The organism is Bradyrhizobium sp. 1200_D9_N1_1 (assembly GCF_052075915.1).
Classification (GTDB): Bacteria; Pseudomonadota; Alphaproteobacteria; order Rhizobiales; family Xanthobacteraceae; genus Bradyrhizobium; species Bradyrhizobium diazoefficiens.
On sequence record NZ_CP197226.1, the window covers coordinates 1,550,576 to 1,564,300 of the forward strand.

Consider the following 13,725-nt stretch of genomic DNA (forward strand, 5'->3'; position numbering starts at 1 on the left):
TTGAGTTGCCTGCGATTGGTGCGGTCGCCGGAGGTGAAGATGGTCGACGAAGTCGCCTTGATGAGGGCCGCGGAGACCGCCTGGACGGTGTACCGGGCGAGGCACCCCGACGTCGATGCACAGGACAGCCGTCGCTGCCTGCTCGAGCGCCACCTGCAAAGGAGAGGGGATGAGCGAGAGAGCGATGCCGAAGAACTCGCCAGCTTCGGGATAGCCTACCTGCACCGGCTTCCCGAAGACGAATGTTGACGGGGATGAAAATGCTCGCCGCACGCGTGGCTCGCGGAAGCACAAGGCCGAGTTGGACAATGCTCGCGATTTCATCCCTCATTTCCGCGACTATCGTGACGGTCCTGCGGTTCGTGCTCGGGGCCTAGCCGATGCGGATTGCCCAGCTTGCTCCGTTGGCCGAGAGCGTTCCTCCAAAGCTGTATGGTGGCACGGAGCGGGTGATCGCCTGGCTGATGGACGAACTGGTCGAGCTCGGACACGACGTCACCCTGTTCGCGAGCGGAGATTCGAAGACGAAGGGAAAGCTCCACCCGGTGTGGCCGCGCGCACTGCGCCTGGGCCGGAGGGGCGCGGACCCGAGCGCCGCCTGCGCGTTGCTGATAGAAGCCATTGCCGAGCGCGCGAGCGACTTCGACGTGATCCACTCCCACGTCGACTGGTTGCCACTTCCTGTGCTCAGCCGGACCGGGGTGCCTTTCCTCACGACGATGCACGGCCGCCTCGACCTTCCCGGTCTATCGAAGGTGATCGGGGCCTTTCCGAACGCGGGCTTCGTCTCGATTTCCGACAACCAGCGTCGGCCGCTTCCGGATGCGAACTGGATCGCAACGATCCAGCACGGCATGCCCAAGGACCTGTTTCGGCCCTCTTACGACCATGGTTCGTACCTGGCTTTTCTCGGGCGGCTGACGGCAGACAAGGGACCGGAAGCCGCCATACGTATCGCGCGGGCCGCGCGGATGCCGCTGCGGGTCGCCGCCAAGATTCCTCGCGCGGAGACGGCCTACTTCAAGAAGAAGCTCGAACCGAACATCGATGGTGAAGAGATCCGGCTCGTCGGCGAGGTGGACGAAATCAGGAAGCAGCCCTTCCTCGCCGGGGCCGCCGCGTTGCTGTTTCCGATCAATTGGCCGGAGCCCTTCGGGCTCGTCATGATCGAAGCGATGGCGTGTGGGACGCCTGTGATCGCTTACCGGTGGGGCTCGGTGCCCGAAGTGGTGGAAGACGGCGTGACCGGCTTTATCGTCGACAACGAGGAGCAGGCGATCGCGGCGGTGAACGAACTGGGCCGGCTGGACAGAAGAGCAGTCCGGGCCCGGTTCGAGGAGCGCTTCGCCGCGAGCCGGATGGCGAGGGAGTACGAGATCCGATATCGCGAGTTGGTCGATCGCGGAGTCCGCGCAGCCGAGAGTGTTCAGATACCTGGAGGAGACGAAGGATTCGCGAAAGGGGCAGCACAGTCTTCCCGACCTGTCGGAACGGCTTCGGACTCTGGTCGTTGAGTTGGCGATCGAGGACACATGAAAACCATTATTTACGCAACGGCAGCTTTCGTTCTGCTCGCAACGACGGCGGCTCTTGCGGATGAGGCGCCTCCTCCGCAGCCGCAGGTCCAGCCGGCAAGCGATTCCACGAAGGAAGCGGAAGTCTGTTCGAAGCAGGTTTGGCCGCATTTCTCGGAAGCCTGCCTCCGCTCCGACGGTAAGCGCATTCCCGTCCGGCTTGTTACCACCGAACGTCGGTAGCGCACCGGCGTCCGCAGCGCGGATCGAATCCTTCGCGAGAGCACCGTTCTGAACAAGAGTCAATTCAGGAACAAGTGGCAGCCCCGGGCGTTGGCGCCGGCATCTGTACGGATGTTGGCTCACGTTGGAGGAGATAATCGATGAAAAGCTTTCTTGCCGTCGCTCTGCTTGGCACTGCTGTGATCGGCGGCGCTGCGTACGCGCAAACCACTCAGCCGGCCGATCGCGCCGCGCCGGCGGCCACCCACTCGGCCGATGCGAAGATCGCGCTCAAGGGAAATTGGCGCGCCTCGAAGCTCATGGGCCTGAACGTCTACAACGAGGCCAACGAGAAGCTCGGCGACATCAACGAGCTGCTCGTCGACAAGAGCGGTAAGATCAACGCGGTGGTGATCGGCATCGGCGGTTTTTTGGGGATGGGTGAGCACGACATCGCCGTCTCGATGGACAAGCTGAAGTTCGTCGAAGAGCCGGTCCGGACCAGTTCGAGCAGCACCTCGACCACGTCGCGCGACACCACCACCGGCGCCGCAGCGACAACCACCACGAACCGCAGCACGAACGATTGGGTCCCTGACCACGCCGTCATGAGTGGCAACAAGGAGCAATTGAAGGCGCTCCCGCAGTTCAAATACTCAGATTACAACTAAATGGGACGAGAGTTCGGAGATGAGGGCCCCATCACGGGGCCCTTTTTTGTCCGCCGTGAGCCACCGACGGTTGTCGGGAAAAAAGACCCGCCCGGATCATCGGGCGGGTCGTCGTTCAGTGCATGTGAATTAAGAAATAGCCGAGGCCGCCAATAACGAGGACGGCAGGAACGGCCCACAAAATGAGTACGGGCATTTCCTCCAATTGCTGTCCGAACGCTTCCGAGTGGCCGCCTGAAGCCCGCGATATTTACTGTTCGGTGCACACCTTGGTGGTCTTCACCGCGGATTCGGCCTCGACCTTGGTCTTGTAGACGCCGTTGCCCACCACCGTCGTGGTCGTAGTGGTCGGCTTGGTGTCGACGACAGTGCACTTCTTTGTGGTCGCGTCGCGCACGATGTAGAACTCGGCGGCGCTGGCGGCCTGCGTGCCGAGGGCGAAAGCGGCAAGCGCGCCGCACACAATCAGCTTCTTCATGGTGTGTCCTCCTCAAATGATTCGTAAGTAGTCACTGCCAACGGCGTGGTTTGACTGAAGTTCCGTTTGTTCGCGGCTGCAGCGCCCCAGCGCCATTTCGGCACAACCGCGATCTTGGGTCTACCGGAAGAAATTCACCTCCCGCCGCCACGAGAGCTGCCGGGTTTTCCCGAAAAGGAACCGCGTGCCGCATCGGAGGTTGATCGACATCCGCATTTAGGAGGTTCAGATGGACAAGCGTTTATTCTTGGCTACGACGGCTGCTGTCGCGATCGCGACTTCGGCTCTTGCGCAATCTTCTCCGAGCACGTCGAACTCCAATCCGTCAACTACGCAGCGTCAGCCGGATTCCACCTCGACGACGCCGTCCTCTTCAACACCTTCGGGATCCGCGCAGACCAATCCTTCGACCAATTCGGCCCAGACGCAGTCTCCGTCATCGACCGGCCAGAGCGCTGCAGGCCAAACGACCAATTCCGGTACGGGCACCAACACCACGCAGGCGCCCACCTCGAACAACTCGACCAATCAGGCGCAGACCAGCCAGCCCTCCAACCAGACCAATGCGCCTTCGGACCAGACGCAGACCAACCCGCCTACGGACAACCGGGCGCAGAGCGCGAACCCGCCAGCTTCGGGCGCCAGTCAGGCGCAGTCTCCGACGGGTAGTAACTCGACGAACACGGCCCAGCAGCCGAGCACCCAGCAGAATACGGCCGATCGTTCGTCGAACACGAACGTGAATGCCTCGGTGAACATCAATGATCAGCAGCGGACACGGATCAGCACGTCGATTTCGCACCTCAACGTGCAGCCCCTCAACAACGTGAATTTCTCGTTGTCCGTGGGCACTGCCGTGCCGCGGGATGTCCGTCTGCAGCCGCTGCCGGCGGAGGTCGTCGAGATCGTGCCCCAGTACCGGGGCTACAACTTCGTCCTGGTGAAGGACGAAGTCGTGATCGTGGAGCCCTCCAGCTACAAGATCGTCGCGGTCCTGCCGTACTCGGGCCGGTCCACGGCGGCCGCTCCGGCGCGCACCGAGCAGCGGAAGACCACGTTCAGCGATCGTGATCGCGAGGTGATCCGCAAGCACGTCAAGGCGCGTCCCGTCGAGCGCGAGCGGCAAACGACCGGCAGCACAGTGCGAACTGAGATCCGCCGGGGCGAGCGCCTACCGGACGGCGTGGAAATCGATGCCTTCCCCGACGAGGTCTATCGCGAGGCGCCGAGCCTGCGGGAGTACCGATACATTCACCGGGATAGCCGAACCTACATCGTCGAACCGCAGGAACGTCGCATCATCGAAGAGATCGACTGATTTCGCCAAGGAAGGAGAACATTCATGAAGATCATTGCACTGGGAATGCTCGCCGCCTCCCTTTTGGGATCGGCTGCGAGCGCCGCCCCGCTCAGCGGCTTCAGCTTCGGCAACCCGTAGCCGGTTACCAAGAAAGGGCCGCTCTCCGAGCGGCCCTTTCGATACGGTCGACATTGCGGTGATCGGATGTCCGCTCTTGCGAAGCTGCTGGGACAGAAAGAGCAATTGCTGGCGCGGCTTGAAGCCGGACCCGGCGCGAACGAGCGCGCCGAAATCCAGGCGCTCCTCGCCAAGATCGATACGGCGCTGAAGCTTCTCGGGTCCAAGGACTCTCGGAGCAGAGCCGACCGATAGCTAAGGACCGGGCCGTTACACGCTACCTCAACACTAGCCTCCTCTCGACACCCGACAACCGAAAGCCCCAGCTCGGGGGCCGGGGTGTGACCCCGCCGGGCGATCCTCGCGCTGGCGGTGGGCCTCTGTCTGACGCGCATCGTCGTGCTGGCGCACTGGGCGAGCGACGTCGTCGCCGGCTTCGCCCTTGGTGCGGCGCTCGAACGAATGCTTCGCCTATGGACGGGCTATCCCGTCAAGGAGACAGATAATGCCGCTACTTGAGGACCTTAAGGAATACGCCGAACGCGCCACCGGTCTTCGTCGCCCGGGCAAGCGTCGGGCTTCCGAACTGCCTCGTCCGCGGAAGCCACACGTGGTCCGCTTTAGGGATGACGGCCTTGTGCCCAATCACCCGCGCTGGCCCCTGATGCTGTACCGAAGCGCCGTCAGACTCGACGAGCAGCACGATCCTGCGGCGGTGCTCGAAGACCTGTTCGAAGGCAACGGATGGGGGGATAGCTGGCGCGACGGCATCTACGACTATGTTCACTACCATTCGAGAATCCACGAGGTCCTCGGGATAGCGCGCGGCAAGGGGCGCGTCCGCTTCGGCGGCAACAAGGGGCGGACCTTCACGCTGAAGGCCGGCGACGTCGTAGTCCTGCCCGCTGGGACCGGCCATCAATGCCTGGCGGCGGACAAGGACTCTCTCGTCGTCGGCGCCTATCCGTCGGCAGGCACCTACGACGAGTGCACGACTGTCGAGGACCGTCCGCGCGCGCTGAAGACCATTCCGAAGGTACCGGTGCCGCGCAAGGACCCGGCCTATGGCGGCGCGGGGCCGCTCAAGAAGCTTTGGAAGAGGCCGAAATGACCGAGTACCTCATCCGTTTCCTGATCGGAGGCGCAGTCGTTTCGGCGTTCTCGATGTTGGGCGACGTGCTGAAGCCGAAGAGCTTCGCCGGCCTCTTCGGGGCGGCACCTTCGGTTGCGCTCGCGACACTGGGCATCGCGATTTATGAACATGGCGCCGTCTACGCCGGGGCCCAAAGCCTTTCCATGATGGCCGGCGCGGTCGCGCTGGTGGTCTACAGCATCCTGGTCTGCCAGCTCCTCATGCGCGCCCGGATGCGGGCGTTGCCGGCGACGATCGTCTCTATCGTCGTCTGGTTAGGCGCAGCCTTCGGTCTATGGGCGCTCGCGGGGGGTACGCGCGAGGCTTCCGATGAAGGTCTCGCCCTCGTCGCTGCGGGAAGGGTGGTGGTACGAATACTTGGTGCGTTTCGGCCTAGGCGGCGCCGCCACCGCGTTCACGGGATTGATCAGCAGTCGTTACGGAGCGTCGATCGGAGGTCTCTTTCTCGCGCTCCCGGCGATCTTCTGCGCCAGCGCGACCTTAATAGAGAAGCACGAACTCCGTCGCAAACGGGAGGCTGGTCTCGAAGGGAGGCGGCGAGGGCGGGAGGCCGCCGCGCTAGATGCCGCCGGTGCCGCACTGGGCGCTCTCGGTATGCTCGCCTTCGCCGCAGTGTTCTGGTTCCTCGTCGAGCGGAGCGTCGCAGGCGCATTCATCGGCGCTTCGCTGGCTTGGCTGACCGTGGCCGTCGCCGCCTGGTTCGTGCGCCGGCAGGTCCGCCTTGCCCGATTGGCACAACGAGACAGCGGCACCGCGTTGTCGCGGTGCCGCTGAAACCGCCTTGAAACTCGATCAGGCCGCGCTCGAAGCCTTGGCGTTGACGCCCTTGCGCGGCGCCACTGTGTTGAGCATGGTGCCGGCCGCCTTCTCTTCGTTCAGATTTGGTGAGGAAGCACACGATATCATCGTGACCAAGCTCCTCGGCCCGGGCGCTCAGCGAGCTGTTCGGAGTGCTCGACGGCCTGCACATTCGCGACGATGGCCTCGCTCTTCAACAGCGACTGGACAACAATCGCAATGATTCTGACAGGCGTCGCGCTTACATACGGCACGCGCGTGCTGGCACTATGGATGTTTGAGAAGGTCTGATCAGGCGCGGGATGGCGGCCATAAGCCAGACCGATAGAGCCACTTCGCCGGCTAATTTGGGGAGCGCTTTGGTAAGGAACTGTGTCGCTCTCCTGCGCGCCTTAATCGTGCCAACGGATGCTCGACTGTCTTTCAACGCTGGCGCTTGGCTCGTGTGCTTGCATCCAGGCGCTGCTTCGCAGCTTCAAGCAGAGTCTCATGCTCCATCGCGGAATGCGCCCTGGTCCTGTCGAATGCACTGCGAGTTAAGCGAACAATCTTGATAGGCTGTAGTTCTGTAAGGCCGTGGGGGCTTGCCTTCTCCTCGCTCGTGATTGGTCGATAGGCGAAGTCTGCCTTACCCCAAGGAAGAACGGACTTCCATGCGACGCGCCGGCCGTTTCGGTGTGGGATGCCCGTGAAGTCTTTAGGTCAGCTCAGGTGACGAAATCCCGGTTTAGTGCGCGACCTGCTTGCCGTCTTCACAAAATCGCCTTGGATGATACAACTCGGCGCCGTGTCGCCACATTCCGCGGCAACGATGCCGTCAAGCAAGCCGAAACTCGCTGCATGGGCCATTCGAGGCTGAGAGGCAGTTAGACGCGATGGCTGCAAACGCTCTGCATGTGCAAAGTGGAAGCCGGCCGCCGATTGTGCGATGCGTCAATCGAGTCGTCCGCAATGCCGCGATAAGCGCGGGCATTGCCTGCAGGCGATATCGTGTGCCCAGCAAACAACTTTTGGACGAAATGACTGACGAGATGCGGGTGCATCTCCGTGCGGAAAGCAGCCCCTTCAGTGGAACTCGACGAAAGCCTCGATGCCGGGGTTCCTATGATACGAGGTGAGATTGTTGGCACGCCGTATCTATTCGGGTCGACAAATGAACAGGGCGCAGCGCGCCCAGCAAGGCAATGACCAAGTGCCATAAAAATGAAATGGAGGACGAGCATATGAAGAAACGGTGGGGTTATTTGTCTTTGCCTGTGGTTGTTGCGATTGGTGCGACGTTTGCCGCGTCGTCAACCGTTGCCCAAACTGTGGATACCGCGCGCATCGAGACCGGCGGCCAGAACGACTGGCTGACTTATCACGGTTCCTATAAGTCTTATCACTACAGTCCCCTTTCGCAGATCAATACGAGCAATGTCGGTAACTTAAGCGTTGCCTGGATCCATATTCCGGGACGGTCCACCCGTGGCTTGCAGTCAATGCCGCTTGCGGCCGACGGCGTGCTCTACTACACGGGCTCTTACAGTCGAGTGTTTGCGCTGAACGGCGCGACAGGGGAGGTGATCTGGTCCTATTTCCCCGAACTTGACGAAGCCCTGATCGCGCGGCAGACGCACTCTCCCTATAATCGCGGCGCTGCGCTCGGAGAAGGCAAGGTCTACGTCGGCACGATGGATGGCCGGCTCATCGCGCTTGATATGAAGACTGGAAAGGTCGCCTGGGACACCAAGCTTATCGATTCCCAAAAGCTGACGGTCGGTTTCACCGGCGCGCCCCTCTATGCGAAGGGCACGGTGATCATTGGCGCGCAGGGCGGCGAATGGCCGGGCCGCGGCCCGATCTTTGCTGTCGATGCCGCCACAGGAAAGAAGAAATGGGAGTTCCTGACGGTTGCGGGCACCGACGAAGCCATGAAGACTTGGGGCAGTGACTCCTGGCGCACCGGCGGCGGCGGCGGCTGGATGCCAGGCACCTACGATTCCGAGACTAACACCATCTTGTGGGGCACCGCGAACCCGGCGCCGCTCTACGATTGGTCGGGCTCCGATTACAAGACGCAAGGCGCCCGCCCAGGTGACAATCTCTATACGACCTCAGTGATCGGTCTCGATCTCGATAGCGGCAAACTAAAGTTCTATCATCAGGAGCTGCCGCACGACGCCTGGGACTTCGACAGCGCGGTCGGTGAGTTTGTAATGCTCGATCGCGACGGGCAGAAGCTCGTGGTGCACCCCAATAAGAGCGGCTACATCTTCGTCTATGACCGTAATTTGGGTATCAAGAATGTCTGGCGGATCACTCAGAACAGCAACTTCGTCAAGGATATCGATCCCAAGACAGGTGAGTTGATCGGCCGTCGCGACTTCTCCGCAGGCAAGGTCAATGAACCCCTCTGCCCGCATATTTCCGGCGGTGTCAGCTTCAACTCGGGTTCATACAATCCGAAGACGGGTCTATACTACAAGCTCGGCCAAGAATGGTGCATGACGCTCGAGGTCATGAAGACCACACCGGTGACCGCGCCCCAAGCCCAGCTCAACATCGGCGCCGACTTTAAGATCGCGCCTCCTCCGGGCGGCGAGATCTACGGTCATCTCGACGCGCGCGACCCGGTGACCGGAGTCAAGAAGTGGGAGGTTCGCTACCCCGAGCCGCCGCTTGGAAGCGTGCTATCGACCGGTGGCAATCTCGTCTTCGTGCCTGACTCGCGCGGCACCCTTCATGCTTACGACGCCGAGTCGGGTGCCGAGCTGTGGAGCCATTCCGACGGCACTGGCCACCAGGGCGGCATCGTCAGCTACGCCGTTAACGGCAAGCAATATGTCGCCGTGACCGCGGGCTTCGGCGGCATGGCGTCGGACGACTACGCGCCGACCTTCGGCGGCGTTTACAAGAGCATGCCGCGCGATGATGGCGCGCTCATCGTGTACAGCTTGAAATAGGGGTTTTCGGACAATCTGGCGGGGAGCGACAGAAGCTCGCTCCCCGTGCCTTGGAACGGTCAGGGCTAACGGAAAGTGGAGTTCTGCGTCATGAAGTTGAGCTTGATGGCGCTGGCCACTTGGTTCGCATGTGCCACGCCTGTCTCCGCGCAGACGGATTCCGCTGCGCCGGACAACGGGAACTTCGATGTTAAGCAGCTGTTCGCAACGACCTGCGGCTGGTGTCATTCCGATGGCGGCCGCGCGGCGGGTAAGGGACCGCAGCTCATGAACACGACGCGCGATGACGATTTTATTCGCGACCGTATCAAGAACGGCAAACAAGGCGCGATGCCTGCATTCGATTCTACCTTCAGCGATGCTCAGATCGACCAAATCATCAAGTACATCCGGGAATTAAAGCCGCGAGAGGGATGAGCCGGCGAGTCAAACTCCATGCGCAAGGTACGCGGAACAGAACTGATCCTCCCGCTCATCATCGTGACGGTGGCAGGTTTGCTGGGGCCGGCACGGGCTCGATCCCTCGAGACAATCCGCTCGGCCGGCGTACTTGGGTTATGTGCTCACCCGAACTCGCTTCCATTCGCGAGCAAAGCCGGGGATCCTCCCGGATTTCAGGTTGAATTGGGACAAGCACTGGCGCGGGAGCTCGGCGTCTCCCTGAGGCTTGATTGGATCATTACCCAGTACCAAATGCGTAGCGCTGGCTGTGACATTCTTCTCGATGTGATCGCCGACCGCGAGGCGCAAGGCGAAACTCACTTGAGGATCTCGAAACCGTACTATCGCACGGGCGTCGCGTTGGCCGTGCCATCCGCCAGCACGCTTACGTCGTTCAAGAGCCTCAACGAGCATACCAAGGTCGGGGTGCAGGTCGGGTCCGTCGCAGCCATGATAATTAGTCAGCGGCACGTACCTACATCGACCTTTGGTTTCGAGAGCGACAGTCTCGAGGCCCTTTCGAATAACGAGATCGACGCCGCTGCGGTGACGCCCACCGTGGCGAGCTATTTCAATCTGACGCATCCCGACAAGGCGCTCCGCATCCTTGATCGCGACGAGAGCACGGTGGATCTCAACTGGAATGTCGCCGTCGGCATGGTTCGCCCTGATGATGCCTTACGCGAAGCCATGGATGGAGCTCTCGATCGGTTACGAACCGATGGCACCGTCGATCGGATATACAAGAGCTATGGCGTCGTACTGCAGGCACCAAGGTAGCCGAGCGTGCTGGCGCCACTCAGCAGACGCACTGTTTTGGGAGGGATCGCGGCCGGTGCCACGATGGGAATCGAGCCGGTTTCCGGTCGGGAACTGTGGAATATCGGTCTCCAACTCTACACCGTCCGCGACCCGCTGAAGGCCGACTTCGAAGGAACGCTGAGGAAAGTCGCGAATTTCGGGTATCGCGAGCTGGAGTTTGCCGGCATTCTCGGGAACGACCTGAGGCTCACCCGCAAGCTCCTGCGCAGCCTGGATCTCACCGCACCATCGCTGCATCTCGACTACGCCAGCCTGCGGAACAACGCCAACTCAGCATTCGACATCGCCCATTTGCTCGACAGCCGGTTCGTCGTTTGTCCCTGGCTGGACGTATCGGAAAGGCAAACACTCGATGATTGGCAGCGGATTTGTGACACTCTGAACACGATCGGTGAACTGGCGCAGCGTTCCGGGCTAACGCTTGCCTATCACAATCATGATTTTGAATTCGGGAACTTGGCAGGTGGCATCCAGCCATACGACGTTCTGCTCAGCCGCACCGATGAGCGCTTTGTCATGTTCGAGCTCGATGTTTACTGGGCAACCAAGGGACATCTCGATTCAGCGCGCTTCTTGAGAGGGCATCCATCGCGATTTCGCCTCCTGCACCTGAAGGACATGGCAAAGAACGGATCGACCATCGAACTTGGTCACGGTACGATTAACTTCGCCGAGATACTCGAAGCCGCCGCGGAGAGCGGTGTGCAACATGTTTTCGTCGAACAGGACGTTTCGGCTGATCCGATGCGGAGCATACAGACGAGCATCGCCTTCCTTAAGCGTCAGCGACTTCTGACGCGCAGCTCTGTTTTGCCACGTACACCTTGACGATTTCGACACCGGATTGTGATCCCTCGACTTCGGTGGAGGAGCTAAGATTGTGTTGCCGGCTATCCCCTTGCCGGTCCCAATCGAGAGGCTCAGCCCCAGCTTCGAAGGTCCGGAGCTGGGGCTATTCTCAGATCTCAGCTCTGGCATGCGCGATCGTCTTCATCGGCGCGACCACCGACTTCGCCGATACGCGAATGGTTCGGCTGAAGAATCGCGAAGGCAATGCTGACCTCGTGATGGCGTTGCCGTGCTCGAATCCGCGCCTGCGCCCTTACGATCAGATCACGGCAGGTCGCTTCATAGAATACGAGGGCAAGCTCAAGAAACATGTTGAAGTCGGAGTGCAAGGCATCAGACGGTAATTTATTGCCGGGCCGAACGATCGCATTTGCGATACTTGACCCGGGTCCGTTCGATGGGGGAGTTTTGCAAAAAATTGCTGAAGATCTTTGCGTCGATGTTGATCGCCTTCCTCCCAGCGCTTGCTGTCGTCCAACCGGTGTGGGCGAAGCGTAAGTGGCATCCCATCTTGTGCGAAGTCAATGCTCTCTTGTTCTTGGTCCGACCGAAGCCCTTATCCGAATAGCCAGCGCCAGAAGCGTTGCCAGAAGTTTGCTGGTGTCTCTCCTGCGAAGAATTGATTTTTGGTCTCGCGCTCCCGGGTGCGCGCCGCAGCGATCTTGTCGTCCGACCATGGGACGTCCCAAGCAACTGCGTTCTGTCGTATCCAGTAAACCTATCAGACCTCCCTGGGCTTCTTCGATCTGGCGACCGCCGCTCCCTCCATGAAAGCGGTTCTGGAAGTCCATTCACCAGGCTTGACCGGAAGTCCTCGGTGGCCTGTCAAACCGACGCGATTGACCTGAACTGCCCACCATCCTTGCGACGCGCACCGATGCACGCCAGCGTCGGGCTGGGAGAAGGGGCAGGTCGAGAACCAGGTCGGGCTGGTCAGGGAACGCTTCTTCACGCCGCGGCTGCGGTTCAAAAACCTCGACGAGTTAAACGCCTGGCTGCTCGACAAATGCATCGCTTACGCCAAGGCTCATCGCCATCCGGAACTGGTCGATCGGACGATCTGGGAAGTGTTCGAAGGCGAACGCCCCAAACTCGTTGCCTATGCCGGCCGCTTCGACGGCTTCCATGCGGTGACGGCGTCGGTCTCGAAGACCTGGTGCGCTTCGACAACAACAAGTACTCGGTCGCAGCATCGTTGCCGAGCACCCGGGATCCTTTGGCCGCGGCGATACCGTCTACGGCCCCTGGCATATGTGCCGGTGCTCGCCCGCAAACCCGGCGCCTTGCGCAACGGTGCTCCCTTCAAAGACTGGGTGCTGCCGGCCGCCATCGAGCGGATCCGGCGCAAGCTTGCCAGCACCTGCGAGCTGCGCAAGACGCTGGAAGCGACCCGTGCCCCCGTCAGCGCGTAGGCTCCAAGAGCGCGTGAACTACTTAGTATGCCTGCGGCGGCTCCTCGCCGCTGGCAAACAGCAGCGTGCCGGGCGAATTCAAGAGCATCGCCTTCACCGCATCGGCATCATGCGCATTCTGTGCCGCGATGAATTTCTCGAAGATGGCTCGTGCCTCGGCGTCATTCGCGGCAGCCTGCGCGCCTCCGACTGACCAGTACGTGGTGGCGAGAAACAGTGCCGCGGCCACCGCCGCAACATGACGGCGTCGTGAAGAACGTCGTGGCCTGACGTTGCTTGGAGACATCTCGGGTCGGATCATGTTCACCTCTGGTCATCTGCCGGCGGCATTTGAATGGTACTCATCATACCATTGATGGCTGCGTCGACGTTTTCAGAATTGCACGATCGGCGATAACCCTGACATCACGGAAACGTAGGCTTTGGGACGTCATAGGACGAAACAGGCAAGCTCTCGCCGCCAACAGCAAGTTGAGTTATCGTGCTGTGGCGTGAAGTAACCCGGATGAAGGTTGCCCATGAGCGTGTCCGTCATCGAACAGGCAAAGATCCAGGCCCAGGTGCTGGTGCCCTTGGTCAAGGCGCTCCAGGCCGAGCTCGGCGAGGCGCGCGCCAACGCGCTGGTGCGCAAGGCGCTCGGCGATCTCTATCGCGGCTTCGGCGAGGAGTTCTGGAAAGCCAAGAACGAGAGCGATCTCGGCAAGGCCGTATCGTCGGCGTTCGGGACCTATGCCCGCGACGATGCGCTCGCCTATGACGTGATCGAGCAGAGCCACGACGCCTTCGCGTTCGACGTCAAGCGATGCGCCTATGCCGAGTTCTACAAGGCGCTGGGCGAGCCGGAGCTCGGCTTTCTCCTGGTCTGCACCGCCGACTTCGCGACCGCGGAAGGGTTCGGCCCCGACGTCAGGCTCACGCGCACGCAGACGATCATGCAAGGCGCGCCGCATTGCGACTTCCGCTATCGGCGCGATACGGGCGGAACGTGATGAGAGCGACGCCT

General features: G+C 61.2%; 15 protein-coding genes and 4 pseudogenes. 15 read left to right on the plus strand and 4 right to left on the minus strand.

Annotated features, from left to right (window positions below):
* Positions 1-39 precede the first annotated feature (39 nt).
* The 3 genes from AB5K84_RS07430 to AB5K84_RS07440 all read left to right on the plus strand — a co-directional run bounded on the left by AB5K84_RS07430 (position 40) and on the right by AB5K84_RS07440 (position 2,407).
* Entirely contained in the window at positions 40-249 is a 210-nt protein-coding gene (locus AB5K84_RS07430) for a hypothetical protein (protein ID WP_028175743.1), read from the plus strand.
* A gap of 131 nt (positions 250-380) precedes the next feature.
* On the plus strand, positions 381-1,514 hold the full coding sequence (locus AB5K84_RS07435; protein ID WP_011090372.1) for a glycosyltransferase family 4 protein: 1,134 nt from the start codon (positions 381-383) through the stop codon (positions 1,512-1,514).
* A 383-nt stretch (positions 1,515-1,897) separates the two neighbouring features.
* Positions 1,898-2,407, plus strand: coding sequence for a PRC-barrel domain-containing protein (locus AB5K84_RS07440; protein ID WP_011090371.1), 510 nt, complete (start codon positions 1,898-1,900; stop codon positions 2,405-2,407).
* Between the two features lie 250 nt (positions 2,408-2,657).
* On the opposite strand, the gene AB5K84_RS07445 is transcribed toward AB5K84_RS07440, so the two are convergent.
* Positions 2,658-2,885: a hypothetical protein gene (locus AB5K84_RS07445; protein ID WP_011090370.1), complete on the minus strand. Its 228-nt coding sequence runs from the start codon at positions 2,883-2,885 to the stop codon at positions 2,658-2,660.
* A gap of 229 nt (positions 2,886-3,114) precedes the next feature.
* Between AB5K84_RS07445 and AB5K84_RS07450 the strand changes: the two genes are divergently transcribed.
* The 6 genes and pseudogenes from AB5K84_RS07450 (at position 3,115) to AB5K84_RS07475 (ending at position 6,229) form a co-directional block, all read left to right on the plus strand.
* Positions 3,115-4,203: a DUF1236 domain-containing protein gene (locus AB5K84_RS07450; protein ID WP_011090369.1), complete on the plus strand. Its 1,089-nt coding sequence runs from the start codon at positions 3,115-3,117 to the stop codon at positions 4,201-4,203.
* A 186-nt stretch (positions 4,204-4,389) separates the two neighbouring features.
* Complete coding sequence (locus AB5K84_RS07455; RefSeq protein WP_165448179.1) at positions 4,390-4,557, plus strand: hypothetical protein; 168 nt, start codon at positions 4,390-4,392, stop codon at positions 4,555-4,557.
* A gap of 111 nt (positions 4,558-4,668) precedes the next feature.
* Positions 4,669-4,821 (plus strand): annotated as a pseudogene (locus AB5K84_RS07460) (phosphatase PAP2 family protein); the annotation flags it as partial.
* The gene (locus AB5K84_RS07465; RefSeq protein ID WP_038967327.1) at positions 4,808-5,413 is read left to right on the plus strand and encodes a cupin domain-containing protein; all 606 of its coding nucleotides are present in this window, start codon (positions 4,808-4,810) and stop codon (positions 5,411-5,413) included. The pseudogene AB5K84_RS07460 and the gene AB5K84_RS07465, both read left to right, overlap by 14 nt.
* Positions 5,410-5,748: pseudogene (locus tag AB5K84_RS07470) on the plus strand (DUF3147 family protein); the annotation flags it as partial. The gene AB5K84_RS07465 and the pseudogene AB5K84_RS07470, both read left to right, overlap by 4 nt.
* A 16-nt stretch (positions 5,749-5,764) precedes the next feature.
* A complete protein-coding gene (locus AB5K84_RS07475) occupies positions 5,765-6,229 on the plus strand; it encodes a DUF3147 family protein (RefSeq protein ID WP_011090367.1) in 465 nt (154 codons plus the stop codon).
* A gap of 18 nt (positions 6,230-6,247) precedes the next feature.
* Here the strand turns inward: AB5K84_RS07475 and AB5K84_RS07480 are convergent.
* Positions 6,248-6,438 (minus strand): annotated as a pseudogene (locus tag AB5K84_RS07480) (DUF892 family protein); the annotation flags it as partial.
* A gap of 1,038 nt (positions 6,439-7,476) precedes the next feature.
* Here AB5K84_RS07480 and AB5K84_RS07485 point away from each other — a divergent pair.
* The 4 genes from AB5K84_RS07485 to AB5K84_RS07500 all read left to right on the plus strand — a co-directional run bounded on the left by AB5K84_RS07485 (position 7,477) and on the right by AB5K84_RS07500 (position 11,289).
* Positions 7,477-9,198, plus strand: a complete 1,722-nt coding sequence (locus tag AB5K84_RS07485; RefSeq protein WP_038967340.1) for a pyrroloquinoline quinone-dependent dehydrogenase — start codon at positions 7,477-7,479, stop codon at positions 9,196-9,198.
* A gap of 90 nt (positions 9,199-9,288) precedes the next feature.
* Entirely contained in the window at positions 9,289-9,615 is a 327-nt protein-coding gene (locus AB5K84_RS07490) for a c-type cytochrome (RefSeq protein ID WP_162185850.1), read from the plus strand.
* Positions 9,616-9,633: 18 nt separating this feature from the next.
* A complete protein-coding gene (locus AB5K84_RS07495; RefSeq protein WP_011090364.1) occupies positions 9,634-10,419 on the plus strand; it encodes a substrate-binding periplasmic protein in 786 nt (261 codons plus the stop codon).
* Between the two features lie 6 nt (positions 10,420-10,425).
* Complete coding sequence (locus AB5K84_RS07500) at positions 10,426-11,289, plus strand: sugar phosphate isomerase/epimerase family protein (RefSeq protein ID WP_011090363.1); 864 nt, start codon at positions 10,426-10,428, stop codon at positions 11,287-11,289.
* 137 nt (positions 11,290-11,426) lie between these two features.
* Here the strand turns inward: AB5K84_RS07500 and AB5K84_RS07505 are convergent, their stop codons facing one another.
* The gene (locus AB5K84_RS07505) at positions 11,427-11,621 is read right to left on the minus strand and encodes a hypothetical protein (RefSeq protein ID WP_162185849.1); all 195 of its coding nucleotides are present in this window, start codon (positions 11,619-11,621) and stop codon (positions 11,427-11,429) included.
* Positions 11,622-12,161: 540 nt separating this feature from the next.
* Here AB5K84_RS07505 and AB5K84_RS07510 point away from each other — a divergent pair.
* Positions 12,162-12,677 (plus strand): annotated as a pseudogene (locus tag AB5K84_RS07510) (IS21 family transposase); the annotation flags it as partial.
* Between the two features lie 67 nt (positions 12,678-12,744).
* Here the strand turns inward: AB5K84_RS07510 and AB5K84_RS07515 are convergent.
* The gene (locus AB5K84_RS07515) at positions 12,745-13,023 is read right to left on the minus strand and encodes a hypothetical protein (protein ID WP_236842141.1); all 279 of its coding nucleotides are present in this window, start codon (positions 13,021-13,023) and stop codon (positions 12,745-12,747) included.
* Positions 13,024-13,240: 217 nt separating this feature from the next.
* Between AB5K84_RS07515 and AB5K84_RS07520 the strand changes: the two genes are divergently transcribed.
* The gene (locus tag AB5K84_RS07520; protein ID WP_011090359.1) at positions 13,241-13,711 is read left to right on the plus strand and encodes an L-2-amino-thiazoline-4-carboxylic acid hydrolase; all 471 of its coding nucleotides are present in this window, start codon (positions 13,241-13,243) and stop codon (positions 13,709-13,711) included.
* Positions 13,712-13,725: the final 14 nt, after the last annotated feature.